This window comes from Geodermatophilus sp. CPCC 205761 (genome assembly GCF_051383655.1).
Lineage (GTDB): Bacteria > Actinomycetota > Actinomycetes > Mycobacteriales > Geodermatophilaceae > Geodermatophilus.
In genome coordinates, this window is record NZ_JALPKQ010000037.1 from 43,860 (window position 1) to 60,721 (window position 16,862).

The 16,862-nt window shown below is 75.6% G+C and carries 14 protein-coding genes; 12 read left to right on the forward strand and 2 right to left on the reverse strand.

Features of this window, described 5'->3' with window-relative positions; translation table 11 throughout:
• Positions 1 to 6: 6 nt before the first annotated feature.
• The gene (locus MY526_RS19910; protein ID WP_436704899.1) at positions 7 to 1,755 is read right to left on the reverse strand and encodes an EAL domain-containing protein; all 1,749 of its coding nucleotides are present in this window, start codon (positions 1,753 to 1,755) and stop codon (positions 7 to 9) included.
• 69 nt (positions 1,756 to 1,824) lie between these two features.
• Positions 1,825 to 2,664, reverse strand: coding sequence for an EamA family transporter (locus MY526_RS19915; RefSeq protein ID WP_436694602.1), 840 nt, complete (start codon positions 2,662 to 2,664; stop codon positions 1,825 to 1,827).
• A 182-nt stretch (positions 2,665 to 2,846) separates the two neighbouring features.
• Here MY526_RS19915 and pheS point away from each other — a divergent pair, with 182 nt between their 5' ends.
• The 12 genes from pheS to tyrS all read left to right on the forward strand — a co-directional run bounded on the left by pheS (position 2,847) and on the right by tyrS (position 16,612).
• Entirely contained in the window at positions 2,847 to 3,914 is a 1,068-nt protein-coding gene (pheS, locus tag MY526_RS19920) for a phenylalanine--tRNA ligase subunit alpha (RefSeq protein WP_436704900.1), read from the forward strand.
• Positions 3,911 to 6,373: a phenylalanine--tRNA ligase subunit beta gene (gene pheT / locus MY526_RS19925; RefSeq protein ID WP_436694604.1), complete on the forward strand. Its 2,463-nt coding sequence runs from the start codon at positions 3,911 to 3,913 to the stop codon at positions 6,371 to 6,373. The genes pheS and pheT overlap by 4 nt, the downstream gene beginning before the upstream one ends.
• Complete coding sequence (locus MY526_RS19930; protein ID WP_436704901.1) at positions 6,366 to 7,178, forward strand: SDR family NAD(P)-dependent oxidoreductase; 813 nt, start codon at positions 6,366 to 6,368, stop codon at positions 7,176 to 7,178. The genes pheT and MY526_RS19930 overlap by 8 nt, the downstream gene beginning before the upstream one ends.
• A gap of 133 nt (positions 7,179 to 7,311) precedes the next feature.
• On the forward strand, positions 7,312 to 8,352 hold the full coding sequence (gene argC, locus MY526_RS19935) for an N-acetyl-gamma-glutamyl-phosphate reductase (protein ID WP_436694606.1): 1,041 nt from the start codon (positions 7,312 to 7,314) through the stop codon (positions 8,350 to 8,352).
• The gene (gene argJ / locus MY526_RS19940) at positions 8,349 to 9,500 is read left to right on the forward strand and encodes a bifunctional glutamate N-acetyltransferase/amino-acid acetyltransferase ArgJ (RefSeq protein WP_436704902.1); all 1,152 of its coding nucleotides are present in this window, start codon (positions 8,349 to 8,351) and stop codon (positions 9,498 to 9,500) included. Before argC ends, argJ begins: the two co-directional genes overlap by 4 nt.
• Entirely contained in the window at positions 9,497 to 10,528 is a 1,032-nt protein-coding gene (gene argB, locus MY526_RS19945; protein WP_436704903.1) for an acetylglutamate kinase, read from the forward strand. The genes argJ and argB overlap by 4 nt, the downstream gene beginning before the upstream one ends.
• Complete coding sequence (locus MY526_RS19950; protein WP_436704904.1) at positions 10,525 to 11,709, forward strand: acetylornithine transaminase; 1,185 nt, start codon at positions 10,525 to 10,527, stop codon at positions 11,707 to 11,709. The genes argB and MY526_RS19950 overlap by 4 nt, the downstream gene beginning before the upstream one ends.
• Positions 11,706 to 12,647, forward strand: coding sequence for an ornithine carbamoyltransferase (argF, locus tag MY526_RS19955; protein WP_436694610.1), 942 nt, complete (start codon positions 11,706 to 11,708; stop codon positions 12,645 to 12,647). Before MY526_RS19950 ends, argF begins: the two co-directional genes overlap by 4 nt.
• Positions 12,644 to 13,174, forward strand: a complete 531-nt coding sequence (locus MY526_RS19960; protein WP_436694611.1) for an arginine repressor — start codon at positions 12,644 to 12,646, stop codon at positions 13,172 to 13,174. The genes argF and MY526_RS19960 overlap by 4 nt, the downstream gene beginning before the upstream one ends.
• 3 nt (positions 13,175 to 13,177) lie before the next feature.
• Positions 13,178 to 14,614, forward strand: a complete 1,437-nt coding sequence (gene argH / locus MY526_RS19965; RefSeq protein ID WP_436694612.1) for an argininosuccinate lyase — start codon at positions 13,178 to 13,180, stop codon at positions 14,612 to 14,614.
• Complete coding sequence (locus tag MY526_RS19970; RefSeq protein WP_436704905.1) at positions 14,578 to 15,276, forward strand: DNA-3-methyladenine glycosylase; 699 nt, start codon at positions 14,578 to 14,580, stop codon at positions 15,274 to 15,276. The genes argH and MY526_RS19970 overlap by 37 nt, the downstream gene beginning before the upstream one ends.
• A gap of 52 nt (positions 15,277 to 15,328) precedes the next feature.
• Positions 15,329 to 16,612 carry a tyrosine--tRNA ligase gene (gene tyrS, locus MY526_RS19975; protein WP_436704906.1) on the forward strand — a complete coding sequence of 428 codons (1,284 nt, stop codon included), beginning with the start codon at positions 15,329 to 15,331 and terminating at the stop codon, positions 16,610 to 16,612.
• Positions 16,613 to 16,862: the final 250 nt, after the last annotated feature.

Here is a 16,862-nt window from a genome sequence, read left to right on the forward strand (position 1 = left end):
CCCGGGTCAGGCGGGGACGCGGGCCCGGTCGCGTTCCCGCGCCAGTGCCCGCTCGGCCTCCACCCGGGCGGTGACGTCGACCTGCACACCGATGTACTGCGCGACCGCGCCGTCCGGGCCGGGAACCGGCGTCAGGTGCAGCTCGTTCCACCACGGCGTCCGCTCGGGACCGCGGTGGTTGAGCAGCGTCACCCGGCACTCCTCGCCGGCCGCCACCGCGTGCCGGACCGCGGCGGCCGCGACCGGGTCGGTGTCCGGTCCCTGCAGGAACCGGCAGTTGCGGCCCAGGAGCTCCGCGCGCGGCAGGCCGGCGAGCCGTTCGAAAGCCGGGTTGACGTACACCAGCGGCTGGTCGGGCAGCCGCAGGTCCACCACGCAGACCCCGCTGGGGAGGGCGGCCACCGCGTGCTGCCAGACGGGATCGGCGACCGGCGGGCCGGCCTGGGCGGCCGGCCCGGCGGCGCTGCGCCGGGCCGGGACGGGGAGCCCGGCCTCCACCGGGGCCGGCGGCCGCGGCGCGACCCGGGCGAGCAGCGCCGCCGCGGCCCGGACGACGGTCTCGCGGTCATAGGTCAGCGCGTACTCGAACCGGCGCTCGTGGTCGGGGCCGCCGTCGCCGAGGTCCCGGGCGAGCAGGGCGGCGGCGAAGTGCGGGCCGAGGACGGCGACGTCCCACTCGCCGCGGACCGGGTCGCCGACCGCGAGCGCGGCGCCGCGGAGGCCAGGGAGCGGTTCGACCGGCAGGCCCTCGCCCAGCGCGCAGACGAAGCCGGTGCGCTCCACCAGGTCCCGGTAGCGCGCGACGGTGGACGGCGTGAAGTGGCGGGCCTCCTGGAAGGTCGCGGCGACGACCGAGGCCGGCCCCAGCCGCAGCGCCTCCCGCTCCAGCTGCTTGGACAGCTCGATCAGCAGCGCCTTGGGGGCCGAGCGCAGCGCGGCGCCGGTCGGCAGGCACCCGAAGGGGGAGCGGTCGGCGTCGTCGGTGAGCGTGTCCGGACGCTGCGACGGCAGCGTCAGCGCGGCGGTCTCGGCGCCGGCCACCGGACCGGGTCCGGGGCGGCCGAACAGCCACCCCTGCCCCAGCGTGGCGCCCAGCGCGCGGGCCGTCTGCAGGTGCCCGGCGTGCTCGATGCCCTCGGCGAGCACGACCGCACCGGTCCGCTCGGCGTGCGCGTTCACCGCGTTCATGATCTCGGCGATCGCCGGCCCGGGCCGCTCCTGCACCAGCCGCAGGTCGAGCTTGACGACGTCGGGGCGCAGCAGCGGCATGAACGCCAGCGACAGCGCCTCCGCGCCGACGTCGTCCACCGCCACCCCCCATCCGACCGCGCGCACCCGCTCGACGGTGCGCAGCAGCTCGGCCGGGCGGGTGGCCAGCGCCCGCTCGGTGATCTCCAGGACGACCCGCAGGCCACCGGGGGCGGCCGAGGCGATGGCGAGCAGGTCGGCCAGCGGGGCGCGGTCGAGCACCTCGGGCTCGACGTTGACGAACAGGGTCATCGGGGCCCGCAGGCCCTGCTGCACCGCGCCGCGCAGGGCGGCGCCGCGGCAGGCGGCGTCCAGGTCGGCGAGCCGGCCGGCGGCGCGGGCGGCGGCGAAGAGGGCGTCGGGTCGCTCCAGCGGCCCCTCCGGGCCGCGCGCGAGCGCCTCGTAGGCCACGACGCGCCCGGTGTCGAGCTCGACGATCGGCTGGAAGACGCTGCGCACCGTCCCGGTGCGCAGGACGTCGTCGATCGAGGGAACGGAGGTCGCCACGGCCGGTACATCGGCAGCTCCGGCCGCGGAGGTGAGCCGGGCCGTTCGTCCTCGCCCGGACGGGGGAGGTCAGGCCGGCAGCGTGATGAGCACGACGGCGGCGCCCGCGGCGGCCAGCCCGGCCACCTGGGTGCCGGCCAGGCGCTCCCGCAGCACGACCTGCGCGAGGACGACGGTGCTCACCGGGTAGAGCGAGGCCAGCACCCCGGTGATCGCCAGCTGCCCCTGCTGGGCCGCCAGCAGGAAGAGGGCGTTGGCCACCATGTCGCCGAGGCCGGCGACCAGCACGATCGGCAGCACGGTCCGGGGGATGCGCAACGACTGCCGTGACACCAGGGCCAGGACGACGACCAGCGTCACCGACACCACCCGCGCGCCGACCAGCGGGCTGAGCTCGGAGGCCTCGCGGGTGCGGTCGAGCAGCACGAAGAACAGCCCGAACCCGGCGCCGGCGGCCAGCGCCGGCACCACGCTGGCCGGCCGGGCGGTGCGCAGCGAGCCCAGCCCGTCCTCCGCGGCCACGAGGACGACGGCGACCAGCGCCAGCCCGATGCCGACCACCGCCCACCACGCCATCCGCTCGCCGAGCCCCAGGCCGACCACGACCGGGAGCGCGGCGGCCGACACCGCCGTCACGGGAGCGACGACGCTCATCACGCCCTCGGCGAGCGCCCGGTAGAAGAGCACCAGCCCGGCCGCCCCGGCCACGCCCGCGGCGGCGCCCCAGAGCAGGTCGGCCGCGACCGGGTCGCCGCCGAGCCAGGGCAGCAGGACCAGCAGCGCGGCCAGCCCGGCGGCCTGGGAGAGGGCCACCACCGCGAACGCCGTCGCCCGGCGGGTGGCCAGGCCGCCGCAGAAGTCGGCCATGCCGTAGACCACCGCGCTGGCCAGCGCCAGCAGGACCGCCACGCCCACCCCCGAGCCGGCACGCCCGGCGCGTGCCCCTCCTCCGTGTCTAGCACCCGGGCTCCGGCCGGTACCGCGGCGCCGGGCGGGTTGGCCGACGTGCGCCGGTGGATGGCGGGATCCCGGCGGCCGCGGGCCGGAACCCGGGCGCGGCCGCCGCTGCCGGGCGGGCAGAATGGCCTCCCGTGTCTGGCGCCAACGACCCCTACGACCCCAAACAGGTCGCCGCCCTCTCGGCCGAGGCGCTCGGCGCCGCCGTCGCCGACGCGCTGGCGGCCTTCGCCGCGGCGGCTGACCTCGAGGCGCTGGCCGCGGTCCGCCCGGCGCACCTCGGTGACCGCGCGCCGGTGCTGCTGGCTCGCCGCGAGCTGGGCGCGCTGCCGCCGGCCGCGCGGTCGGACGCCGGCAAGCGGGTCAACGCCGCGCGGGTCGCCGTCACCGAGGCCCACGCGGCCCGCCTGGCCGAACTGGAGGCCGAGCGCGACGCCCGGGTGCTCGCCGAGGAGCGGGTCGACGTCACCCTGCCCTGGGACCGCATCCCCCGCGGCGCCCGGCACCCGCTGACCACGCTCACCGACCGGATCGCCGACATCTTCGTGGGCATGGGCTACGAGGTCGCCGACGGCCCGGAGCTCGAGGCGGAGTGGCTCAACTTCGACGCGCTCAACATCGGCCGCGACCACCCGGCGCGCACGATGATGGACACCTTCTTCGTCGCCCCCGAGGGCTCCGGCCTGGTGCTGCGCACGCACACCAGCCCGGTGCAGGCCCGGACGATGCTCTCCCGCACGCCGCCGATCTACGTCGTCGCGCCCGGCCGGGTGTACCGGACCGACGAGCTGGACGCGACGCACACCCCGGTCTTCCACCAGGTCGAGGGCCTGGCCGTCGACCGCGGGCTGACGATGGCGCACCTGCGGGGCACGCTGGACCACCTGGCCCGGCTGCTGTTCGGCGCCGAGGCGATCACCCGCTGGCGGCCGTCGTACTTCCCGTTCACCGAGCCCTCGGCGGAGTTCGACGTCTGGTTCCCGGAGCACCGCGACGGCCCGCGCTGGGTCGAGTGGGGCGGCTGCGGCATGGTCAACCCGCGGGTGCTGGTGGCCTGCGGCATCGACCCCGAGGAGTTCAGCGGCTTCGCCTTCGGCCTGGGCATCGAGCGGGCGGTGCAGTTCCGCTCCGGCGTCCCCGACATGCGCGACATGGTCGAGGGAGACGTCCGGTTCACGACCGCGTTCGGAGTGGAGCAGTGAGGGTCCCCATCGGCTGGCTGGCCGAGCACGTCGACCTCCCCGGGGGCGTCACCGTCGAGGACCTGGACACCGCCTTCGTGCGGCTCGGGCTGGAGGTGGAGGAGATCCACCGGGCCGCGGAGGTGACCGGCCCGCTCGTCGTCGGCCGGGTGCTGGAGATCCAGGAGCTGACCGGGTTCAAGAAGCCGATCCGGTTCTGCCGGGTCGACACCGGTGAGGGCGAGCCGCGCGGGATCGTCTGCGGCGCCACCAACTTCGTCGTCGGCGACGCCGTCGTGGTCGCGCTGCCCGGCGCGGTGCTGCCCGGCGGCTTCGAGATCGCCTCGCGGACCACCTACGACCGCCTCTCGGACGGGATGATCTGCTCGGTCCGCGAGCTGGGCATCGGCGAGGACCACACCGGGATCCTGGTGCTGGGCGACGACGCCCCCGCACCCGGCACCCCGGCCGGCCCGGTCGTCGGGCTGGACGACGTGGTGATCGAGCTGGCCGTCACCCCCGACCGCGGCTACTGCCTGTCGATGCGCGGCATCGCCCGTGAGGTGGGCACCGGCCTGGGCGTGGACTGGCGCGACCCGGGGGCGGCCACCCCGCCGGCGTGGTCGGGCGAGCCGGCGTGGACGGTCACCGTCGAGGACCCCGCCCGCTGCGACCGCTTCTCCATGATCGCGCTGGAGGGCCTGGACCCGACCGCGCCGACCCCGTGGTGGATGCGCCGCCGGCTGGCGCAGTCCGCCGTCCGCAGCATCTCGCTGGCCGTCGACGTCACCAACTACGTGATGCTCGAGCTCGGCCAGCCGATGCACGCCTTCGACCGGGACCGGGTGACCGGGCCGATCGTCGTCCGGCGGGCCCGGACGGGGGAGCGGCTCACCACCCTCGACGGCGCCGACCGCCGGCTGGATCCCGACGACCTGCTGATCACCGACGACACCGGCCCGATCGGCCTGGCCGCGGTCATGGGCGGCGCGTCCACCGAGATCGGCGACGGGACGCGGAACGTGCTGCTCGAGGCCGCGCACTGGGAGCCGACCGGGGTGGCCCGGACCGCCCGCCGGCACCGGCTGCCCAGCGAGGCGGCCAAGCGCTTCGAGCGCGGCGTCGACCCGGAGATGACGATGGTCGCGCTGGCTCGCGCGGCCGCGCTGCTCGGCGAGTACGGCGGCGCGCGCGTCGTCGGCACGCCGGTGGACGTCGACACCCGCGGCCCGCGCCCCGGCATCCCGCTGGACGCCGCCCAGCCGGGGCGGGTCGCCGGCGTCCCCTACGCGCCGGCCCAGGTGGTCGAGCTGCTGGCCAAGGTCGGCTGCACGGTCGACGGCGAGGGCGGCCCGCTGACGGTCACCCCGCCGTCCTGGCGACCGGACCTCACCGACCCCGCCGACCTGGTCGAGGAGGTCGTCCGGCTCGCCGGCTACGACGACGTCCCCTCGGTGCTGCCGACGACGCCGCCCGGGCGCGGGCTCACCGAGAACCAGCGCCGCCGCCGGGCGATCGGCCGGAGCCTCGCCGAGGCCGGCTACGTCGAGGCGCCGTCCTACCCCTTCGTCGGGACGCAGGCCCTCGACGCGCTCGGCCTGGCCGGCGACGACCCGCGGCGTGCGGTGGTCCTCGTCCGCAACCCGCTGTCGGAGGAGGAGCCGGCGCTGCGCACCACGCTGCTGCCCGGCCTGCTGGCCTCCCTGGCCCGCAACCTCTCCCGCGGCCGGCGCGACCTCGCGCTCTTCGAGCACGGGTCGGTCTTCCCCGGTGCCGAACGGAGTCCCGCCCCGCTGCCCGGCGTCGACCGGCGCCCGGACGACGAGACGCTGGCCGCGCTGCTCGGCGCCGTGCCGGAGCAGCCCTGGCACGTCGCCGTGGCGCTGGCCGGCAACCGGGAGCCGCGGGGCTGGTGGGGGCCGGGCCGTCCCGCGGTCTGGGCCGACGCGGTGCAGGCCGCCCGCCAGGTCGCCGCAGCCGCCGGTGTCGAGCTGACCGTCCGGGCGGGCGAGCGGGCGCCCTGGCACCCCGGGCGCTGCGCCGAGCTGCTGGCGGGTGACCGGGTCGTCGGTCACGCCGGTGAGCTGCACCCGCGGGTGTGCACCGCGCTGGACCTGCCGGCCCGCACCTCGGTGATGGAGCTGGACCTCGACGCGCTGCCGGCCCCGTCGGTGCCGGTCGGCCCGGCCGTCTCCACCTTCCCGCCGGTGCTGCTGGACCTCGCGCTCGTGGTCCGCGACGAGGTGCCGGCCGCCGAGGTGGATGCCGCGCTCCGGGCGGGCGCGGGCGAGCTGCTGGAGTCGCTGCGGCTGTTCGACGTCTACACCGGGCCGCCGGTGCCGGCCGGGTTCCGCTCGCTGGCCTACGCGCTGACCCTGCGGGCACCGGACCGCACACTCACCAGCGAGGAGGCGACCGCGGTCCGCGACGCGGCGGTCGCCGCGGCCGCCGAGCGGGCGGGTGCCGAGCTCCGTGGCTGAGCTGTCCGGCACCGTCGCGCTCGTCACGGGCGCGTCGACCGGCATCGGCCGGCACCTGGTGCACGGCCTGGCCGCCCGCGGCGCGATGGTCGTCGGGGTGGCCCGCGGCGCCGACCGGCTGGCCGCGGCGATGGACGACGTCGCCGCGGCCACCGGCGCGCGCACCCTCGCCCTGGCCGCCGATGTCACCGAACGGGCTGCGGTGGAGGCCGCCGTCGCGCAGGCCACCGCGGCGTTCGGCCGGGTCGACCTGCTGGTCAACAACGCCGGCCTGATCGACGCGTCCGAGGTGCCGTTGTGGGAGGCCGACCCCGAGCAGTGGTGGCGGGTCGTCGAGAGCCACATCCGCGGGGCCTTTCTGACCTGCCGGGCGGTTGTCCCCGGCATGGTCACGCGCGGCGGGGGACGGGTGGTGAACCTCGCCAGCGGTACGGGGCTGCGCGCCAAGCCGGTCTACTCGGCGTACTCGGTGGCGAAGAGCGGCCTCATGCGGATCACCGAGGCGCTGGCAGAATCACTGACCGGTACGGGTGTCACGGTCTTCGATCTCGCGCCGGGGGTCGTGGACACCGACATGACCCGTTCCATGCCGATGTGGGCGGGCAGGACGGACTGGACCGACCCCGAACTGGTGGTGAGCTGGGTCGTCGCGATCGCCGAGGGGCGCCTCGACCAGTGGTCGGGACGGTTCATCCACACGGTCGCTGACGACCTCGAGGCCCTCGCGGGCGTGCGCACGCTCGACGCGGACGCCCGCCGCCTCCGCCTCTCGCCGTGGGGCGACGGAGACACCTTCCGCCGCTGAGCGCTCCGCGACCCCGGGTGTCCGGTCGGCTTCCGCGGAAATCGTCGGGGTGGCGGCGGCGGTTTCCGCGGAAAGCGCCGGGGGTGGGGAACCCGGCTGAACAATCATGCATGGTCGTGTATGGTCATGCAGCATGACGGCAGGGCAGACGTGGACGGTCGGGGTCACCGGCGCCACCGGGTACGCGGGGGGTGAGGTGTGCCGGCTGCTGGCCGGGCACCCGAGCCTCCGGCTGGCCGGGGTGCACGCCAACTCGAGCGCCGGCCGACGCCTGGGTGAGCTGCAGCCGCACCTGCTGCCCTTCGCCGACATGGAGGTCAAGGCGAGCGGCGCGGCCGACCTGGCCGGCTACGACGTCGTCGTCCTGGCCCTGCCGCACGGGGAGAGCGCCGCGATCGCCGCGCAGCTCCCGGCCGACACCCTGGTCATCGACTGCGGCGCCGACCACCGGCTCAACGACCCCGCGGCCTGGGCCCGGTGGTACGGCGGCGAGCACGCCGGCTCCTGGCCGTACGGCCTGCCCGAGCTGCCCGGCCAGCGCGAACAGCTGGCCGGTGCCCGGCGGATCGCCGTCCCGGGCTGCTACCCGACCTCGGTCACGCTGGCCCTCGCGCCGGCGCTGGCCGCCGGGCTGGTCGAGCCCGACGTCGTCGTGGTAGCGGCCAGCGGCACCTCCGGCGCGGGGAAGTCCGCGAAGCCGCACCTGCTGGGCAGCGAGGTGATGGGCTCGGTCAGCGCCTACGGCGTGGGCGGGGTCCACCGGCACACGCCCGAGATGGTGCAGAACCTCTCCCGGGCCGCCGGGGCACCGGTGACCGTCAGCTTCACCCCGACGCTGGTGCCGATGAGCCGGGGCATCCTCGCCACCTGCTCTGCGCCGCTGACCTCCGGGACGGACGGCGCCGCCGCGCGGGCCGCCTTCGAGAAGGCCTACGCCGACGAGCCGTTCGTGCACCTGCTCCCCGAGGGGCAATGGCCGACGACGGCCCAGGTCCTCGGCGCGAACACCGTCGCCCTGCAGGTCGCGGTCGACCCGGACGCCGGCCGGCTGGTCGTCATCGCGGCCGTCGACAACCTCACCAAGGGCACCGGGGGAGCGGCGGTCCAGTGCGCCAACCTCGCCCTCGGCCTGCCCGAGACCACCGGCCTGCCCGTGGTGGGGGTCGCGCCGTGAGCACCACCGCCCCGAAGGGCTTCCGGGCCGCGGGCGTCGCCGCCGGTCTCAAGAGCACCGGCGCGAACGACGTCGCGCTGGTCGTCAACGACGGTCCGGACGACGTCGCCGCGGCCGTCTTCACCACCAACCGCTTCCCGGCCGCTCCGGTGCTGTGGAGCCGGCAGGTCCTCGGCGGCGGCCGGGTCAGGGCGGTCGTGCTCAACTCCGGCGGGGCCAACGCCTGCACCGGGCCCGAGGGCTTCCAGGACACCCACGCCACCGCCGAGCACGTCGCCGCCGAGCTCGGCATCGGCGCGATCGACGTCGCGGTCGCCTCCACCGGGCTGATCGGCGTCCGGCTGCCGATGGAGAAGCTGACCGCCGGGGTCACCGCCGCGGCCGGGGCGCTGGCCGAGGACGGTGGCCAGGACGCCGCGCTGGCGATCATGACCACCGACAGCGTTCCCAAGACGACCGTGCAGGCCCGCGACGGCTGGACCGTCGGGGGCATGGCGAAGGGTGCGGGCATGCTCGCGCCGAGCCTGGCCACGATGCTCGTCGTCCTCACCACGGACGCGGTGGTCGACGCGGGCACCCTGCAGACGGCGCTCAAGGAGGCGACCGGCGTCAGCTTCGAGCGGGTCGACTCCGACGGCTGCCTGTCCACCAACGACACGGTCATCGTCATGGCGTCCGGGGCCAGTGGGGTGTCGCCGAGCGCCGAGGAGATCACCGAGGCGCTCACCGCGGCGGCCACCGACCTGGCCATGCAGTTGCTGGCCGACGCCGAGGGCTCGACGAAGGACATCGCGATCACCGTCCGCAACGCCGCCACCGTCGAGGACGCGCTGACCGCCGGCCGGGCCTGCGCCCGCAACAACCTGCTCAAGACGGCGTTGTTCGGCAACGACCCCAACTGGGGCCGGGTGCTGGCCGCGATCGGCACCACCGACGCCGCCTTCGAGTCCGACCGGGTCGACGTGACCATCAACGGCGTCACCGTCTGCCGCGGCGGCGCGATCGGCGACCCCCGGGAGGGCGTGGACCTCTCCGGCCGCGCCATCACCATCGACGTCGACCTGAGGGCCGGCACGGAACAGGCGACGATCTGGACCAACGACCTGTCCATCGCCTACGTCCACGAGAACTCGGCGTACTCCACATGAGCCAGAGCGAGCCGGAACCCCACGTGACCACCGCGCACGACCCGAACGCCCAGGACCCCACGCCGCCCGACGTCCGCGTCGACGAGCTCCGGCCGCCCCGGAAGGTCGGCACCCGCCGGGTCATGCGCACCGACGACCCCGAGGGCGACCGGCTGAAGGTCGCCGTCCTCACCGGCGCGCTGCCGTGGCTCAAGGAGTTCCACGGCAACGTCGTCGTCGTGAAGTACGGCGGGCACGCGATGGTCGACGAGGAGTGCCGCCGGGCCTTCGCCGAGGACATGGTGTTCCTGCGGACGTGCGGCATCCACCCGGTCGTCGTGCACGGCGGCGGGCCGCAGATCACCGAGATGCTCGCCCGGCTCGGCGTCGAGAGCGAGTTCCGCGGCGGCCTGCGGGTCACCACGCCGGAGACGATCGACGTCGTCCGGATGGTGCTGACCGGCCAGGTCACCCCCGAGGTCGTCGGGCTGATCAACCAGCACGGCCCACTGGCCGTCGGCCTGTCCGGGGAGGACGGCGGCCTGTTCACCGCGGCCCGCACCCACGCCCTGGTCGACGGCCGGCCGGTCGACGTCGGTCTGGTCGGCGACGTCGTCGCCGTCGACCCGACCCCGGTCAGCGCGCTGCTGGCCTCCGGGCACATCCCGGTGGTCGCCACCGTCGCGCCGGACGCCGACGGCGTGGTGCACAACGTCAACGCCGACACCGCGGCGGCGGCACTGGCCGTCGCGCTGGGAGCGGTGAAGCTCGTCGTCCTCACCGACGTCGAGGGCCTCTTCGCCGACTGGCCCGACCGCGACTCGCTGGTGCAGCAGATCGACGCCGCCGAGCTGGCCGAGATCCTGCCGACGCTGGACGCGGGGATGCTGCCGAAGATGGCCGCCTGCCTGCGGGCGGTCAACGGCGGGGTGAACCGGGCGACCGTCGTCGACGGCCGCTCGCCGCACGCCCTGCTGCTGGAGATGTTCACCACCGAGGGCACCGGGACGATGGTCGTCCCGGCCGAGAACGGGAAGGAGCCGGCATGACCCGCACGGAGGAGCTGGCCACCCGCTGGTCGGCCGTCATGATGAGCAACTACAAGACCCCGCCGGTGGCGCTGGCCCGCGGTGCGGGGGCGACCGTCTGGGACGTCGACGGCCGTGAGTACACCGACCTGCTCGGCGGGATCGCCACCACGATCCTCGGCCACGCCCACCCCAAGGTGGTCGAGGCGATCACCCGGCAGGCGCAGACCCTCGGGCACGTCTCCAACCTGGCGATGCACGAGCCCGGCGTGCTGCTCGCCGAGCGGCTGCTCGAGCTCGCCGGCCGGCCCGGGCGGGTGTTCTTCTGCAACTCCGGGGCCGAGGCCAACGAGGCGGCCTTCAAGATCAGCCGGCTGACCGGGCGGCCTGAGGTGGTCACCGCGGTGGGCTCGTTCCACGGCCGGACCATGGGGGCGCTCGCGCTCACCGGTCAGCCGGGGAAGGCCGACGCCTTCGCCCCGCTGCCCGGCGGGGTCCGGTTCGTGGCCTACGGGGACGCCGGCGAGCTGGCCGGCACGGTCTCCGAGCAGACGGCGATGGTGCTGCTCGAGCCGATGCTCGGCGAGGGCGGCGTGCTGCCCGCGCCCGCCGGCTACCTGGCCGACGCCGCGCAGACCGCCTCGGCGGCCGGGGCGCTGTTCGCCGTCGACGAGGTGCAGACCGGCACCGGCCGCACCGGGCACTGGTTCGCCCACCAGGCCGACGGCCTGCAGCCCGACCTGATCACGGTGGCCAAGGCGCTCGGCGGCGGGCTGCCGATCGGCGCCACCCTGGCCTTCGGCGCGGCCGCCGACCTCATGACGGCGGGCTCGCACGGGTCGACCTTCGGCGGCAACCCGATCGCCGCCGCGGCCGCCCTCGCCGTCCTGGACACGATCCGCGACGAGGGGCTGCTGGAGCGGGCCAAGGAGCTCGAGCACCGGTTCACCGCCGGCATCGAGGGTCTGGGCGCCCCGGGGATCAGCGGCGTGCGGGGGAAGGGCGCGCTGCTGGGCGTCGTCCTCACCGCGCCGGTGGCCGGTGCCCTGGAGGCGCAGCTGCGGGAGGCCGGCTTCCTCACCAACGCCGTCGCCCCCGACGTGCTGCGGCTGGCGCCGTCCCTGGTGCTGACCGACGCCCAGGTCGACGCCTTCGTCGCCGCCCTGCCGGCGGCCGTCGAGGCTGCGACGGCCGGCCAGTGACCCGGCACCTCCTCCGCGACGACGACCTCACCCCGGCCGAGCAGGCCGAGGTGCTGGCGCTGGCCGCCGATCTCAAGCGGACCCGGCACACCCCGCAGGCGCCGACCCCCCTGGCCGCGCCGAACGGTGTGCCCCGGGCGGTCGCGGTGCTCTTCGACAAGCCGTCCACCCGCACACGGGTGTCCTTCTCGATCGGCATCGCCGAGCTCGGCGGCTACCCGCTGGTGATCGACGCGGCGTCCAGCCAGCTCGGTCGCGGCGAGCCGATCGAGGACACCACCCGCGTGCTCGACCGGCAGGCCGCCGCGATCGTCTGGCGGACCTTCGGCCAGGAGCGGATCGAGGCGATGGCCGCGGTCAGCCGGGTGCCGGTGGTCAACGCGCTGACCGACGAGTTCCACCCGTGCCAGATCCTGGCCGACCTGCAGACGGTGCTCGAGCGCCGCGGCCGGCTGGCCGGGCTGACCTTCACCTACCTCGGCGACGGCGCGAACAACATGGCGCACTCCTACCTGCTCGGGGGCGCCACGGCGGGCATGCACGTGCGGATCGGCTCGCCGGAGTCCTTCCAGCCCGATCCCGGCATCCTGAAGCGGGCGGCGGAGATCGCGGCGGAGACCGGCGGCTCGGTGCGGTGGACCACCGACGCCGCGGCCGCCGCCGACGGCGCCGACGTGCTGGCCACCGACACCTGGGTCTCGATGGGCCAGGAGGGGGAGTACGAGGCGCGGATCGCCCCGTTCCTGCCCTACGCGGTGGACGACGCCGCGCTGGCCCGGGCCGCGGATGACGCCGTCGTGCTGCACTGCCTGCCGGCCTACCGCGGCAAGGAGATCTCGGCGGGCGTGATCGACGGGCCGCAGAGCGCGGTCTGGGACGAGGCGGAGAACCGGCTGCACGCCCAGAAGGCGCTGCTGGCCTGGCTGCTGTCCCGATGACCGGCGCGCCGACCCGCTCCGCCCGCCAGGCCCGCATCCGGCGGCTGATCGAGGCCCAGCCGGTGACCTCGCAGAGCCAGCTGGCGGCGCTGCTGGCCGAGTCGGGCATCGAGGTCACCCAGGCGACGCTGTCGCGGGACCTCGAGGAGCTGGGTGCGGTCAAGATGCGCGGCTCGGACGGCGCTCCGGCGTCCTACGTGCTGCCGCCGGAGAACGCCCCGCTGCGCCCGGCGCAGGCCGCACCGGCCCGGCTGATCCGGCTGCTGGCCGACCTGCTGACCAGCGCCGAGGGCAGCGCCAACCTGGCCGTCCTGCGCACGCCCCCGGGGGCCGCGCAGTTCCTGGCCTCCGCCCTGGACAAGGTCGGCCTCCCCGACGTCCTGGGCACGATCGCCGGGGACGACACTCTCCTGGTCGTCTCCCGCGAGCCCGACGGCGGCCCGGCCCTCGCCGCCCGCCTGACCGCGCTCGCGGAGCGTTCACCGGCCGTGTACCCCGAACTGCACTCAGACCTGGGAGAGAGCTGAACCGTGACCTCGGCACCCTCGGACACCCGGCTGTGGGGCGGCCGCTTCGGCGGCGGCCCCTCTCCGGCGATGGCCGCGCTGAGCAAGTCGACCCACTTCGACTGGCAGCTCGCCGTGTTCGACCTGGCCGGCTCGCGGGCGCACGCGCGTGTGCTGCACCGGGCCGGACTCCTGACCGACGACGAGCTGGCCCGGATGGTCGGGGCGCTCACCGAGCTCTCCGCCGAGGTGGCGGCGGGCACCTTCGGCCCGGTCGAGTCCGACGAGGACGTCCACGAGGCACTCGAGCGGGGACTGTCGGAGAAGCTCGGTGCGCTGGGCGGCAAGCTGCGCGCCGGCCGCAGCCGCAACGACCAGATCGCCACCGACCTGCGGCTCTACCTGCGCCACCACGTCCGCACCCTCGTCGGCGAGCTGGCGTCGCTGGAGTACGCGCTGGTCGGGCTGGCCGAGCGGTACGCCGACGTCGCCGCGCCCGGCATGACCCACCTGCAGCACGCCCAGCCGGTGCTCATCGCCCACCAGCTGCTGGCCCACGCGCACGCGCTCTCCCGCGACGTCGACCGGCTGCGCGACTGGGACCGGCGGACCGCCGTCAGCCCCTACGGCTCCGGCGCGCTGGCCGGCTCGTCGCTGCCGCTGGACCCGGACGCCGTCGCCGCGGAGCTCGGCTTCGACCGCGCCTCGGACAACTCGATCGACGGCGTCAGCGACCGTGACTTCGCCGCCGAGTTCTGCTTCGCCGCGGCGCTGATCGGCGTCCACCTCTCCCGGCTGGGGGAGGAGGTCGTGCTCTGGACGTCGACCGAGTTCGGCTGGGCCCGGCTGGACGACGCCTGGGCGACCGGGTCGTCGATCATGCCGCAGAAGAAGAACCCCGACATCGCCGAGCTGGCCCGCGGCAAGTCCGGCCGCTTCGTCGGCAACCTGACCGGGCTGCTGACCATGCTCAAGGGCCTGCCGCTGGCCTACGACCGGGACCTGCAGGAGGACAAGGAGCCTGTCTTCGACTCGATGTCGCAGCTGCTGCTCCTGCTGCCGGCGGTCACCGGGATGGTCGCCACGCTGACGCTGCGCCCCGACGTGCTCGAGGCCGCGGCGCCGCAGGGCTTCGCCCTGGCCACCGACGTCGCCGAGTGGTTGGTCCGGCAGGGCGTGCCGTTCCGGTCGGCACACGAGATCAGCGGCGAGATGGTGGCGTTCTGCGAGGGGGCCGGGCTCGAGCTCGACGAGCTGGACGACGACCAGCTGGCCGGCATCGACGAGCGGCTGACCCCCGACGTCCGATCGGTGCTGTCGGTGCGCGGCGCCCTGGCCGCGCGCAACACCCGCGGCGGGACGGCGCCCGAGCGGGTCGCCGAGCAGCTGACGTCGCTGGCGGAGCAGGCGCGGCAGCACACCGAGTGGGCGTCGTCCTCGCCCGTGGCGGCCGCCCTCTGAGCTCGCCGTCGCCCGGGCCGCTCCTCACCGCCGAGGAGCTGCTCGGGCCGCCCGACGTCGTGGCCCCCACCCTGCTCGGCTGCTGGCTGGTCACCGACCGCCCGGTGGGCCGGGTGGCGCTGCGGCTCACCGAGGTCGAGGCCTACGCCGGCGACGGCACCGACCCGGCGGCCCACTCGCACCGCGGGCCCACGCCCCGCGCGGCGATCATGTTCGGCCCGCCCGGGCGCCTCTACGTCTACTTCAGCTACGGCGTGCACTGGTGCGCCAACGTCGTCGTGGGCCCCGAGGGGCACGGCTCGGCGGTGCTGCTGCGCGCCGGGGAGGTCGTGGTGGGGGAGGAGCTGGCCCGCAGCCGCCGGCCGGCGGCCCGGTCCGGGCGCGACCTCGCCCGCGGGCCGGCCCGGCTGACCCAGGCCCTGGCGATCGGTCCCGACGACAAGGACGCCGACCTGCTCTCCCCGGACAGCTCGGTCCGGCTGCACCGCGGCGACCCGCCGGCGGAGGTGTCGGCGGGCCCGCGGGTCGGCATCAGCCTGGCCACGGACCTGCCGTGGCGCTTCTGGGAGACCGGCGCGGAGTCGGTGAGCGTGTTCCGCCCGGGTGCTCGTCCCCGCCGCCGCGCGGCCGGGCGAGACGGCGGCCCGGGACCGCGCGCGTGACGTCGGGCCGCCCGGGCGGACGGACCGCGAGGACGCCAGCGAGGATGGTGCCGTGATCGACGTGATCGACGAGCTGCACCGCCGTGGGCTGATCGCCCAGAGCACCGACGAGGACGGGCTGCGTGCGCACCTGGCCGAGGGGCCGGTCGCCTACTACGCGGGCTTCGACCCGACCGCGCCCAGCCTGCACGTCGGCCACCTGCTCCAGTTCATGGTGCTGCGGGCGCTGCAGCGTGCCGGGCACCAGCCCGTCGTCCTCGTCGGCGGGGCCACCGGGCTCATCGGTGACCCGCGGCCCTCGGCCGAGCGCCAGCTCAACGACCGCGGCACGGTGGCCGCGTGGGTGGACCGCATCCGCGAGCAGGTGGCGCCCTTCCTCGAGGTCCCTGCGGAGACCGAGGGACTCAAGGGCCCCATCTACGTCGACAACCTGGAGTGGACCGCGCCCGTCTCCGCGATCGACTTCCTGCGCGACCTGGGCAAGCACTTCCGGGTCAGCCAGATGCTGGCCAAGGAGGCGGTGTCGGCCCGGCTCAACTCCGAGGCCGGGATCAGCTACACCGAGTTCAGCTACCAGATCCTGCAGGCCAACGACTACCGCGAGCTGCACCGCCGGCACGGGGTGACGCTGCAGACCGGTGGCTCCGACCAGTGGGGCAATCTCACCGCGGGCATCGACCTCGTGCGCCGCACCGAGGGCGCCCGCGTGCACGCCCTGTCGACCCCGCTGGTGACGAGGTCCGACGGCACCAAGTTCGGCAAGTCCGAGGGTGGTGCCGTCTGGCTCGACCCGGCACTCACCTCGCCCTACGCCTTCTTCCAGTTCTGGCTCAACGCCGAGGACGCCGACGTCCGCGCCTGGTTGCCGCTGTACTCCGAGCGCCCGGCCGAGGAGGTCGACGCCCTGGTCGCCGAGAGCGTGGAACGCCCGGCGGCGCGGACGGCGCAGCGGGCACTGGCCGAGGAGCTGACCCTGCTCGTGCACGGGCCGGACGAGCTGCGCCAGGCGGAGGCCGCCGGGCGCGCGCTCTTCGGCCGGGAGGACCTCACCGCCCTCGGCGAGCAGGCCCTCGGTGCGGCCCTGCGGGAGGCCGGCAGCGTCACCGTGGACGGCGACACGCCCACCGTCGCCCAGCTGCTCCAGCTCACCGGGCTCGTGGGCAGCCTCTCCGAGGCCCGACGGACGGTGAAGGAGGGCGGCGCCTACCTGAACAACGAACGGGTGACCGACGCCGACGCCGCGCCGGGGGATGACGCGTGGCTGCCCGGCGGGTGGCTGGTGCTCCGGCGCGGCAAGCGCGCAGTGGCCGGCGTGCAGCGCGGCACGACGCCCTGACCTGCATGTGAACGGCGTGTGACATGCCGGTTCCGGCGGGGTGTCCGGCGTCACCGGGTACTGGTTTGACACGGCCAGCAGGCCCACGTAACTTTCTCTCTGCGCCGGGAACGACCGCGAGGCCGGGCCCGGGCGCCAGAGTGCGACACAACAAGCCGAAGACGACGGCCGGGAGGCCTGGTTCTCCGCGCGTCCGCTCCTTGAGAACTCAACAGCGTGCCGAAAGTCAGTGCCAAGTAACAACCCCTTT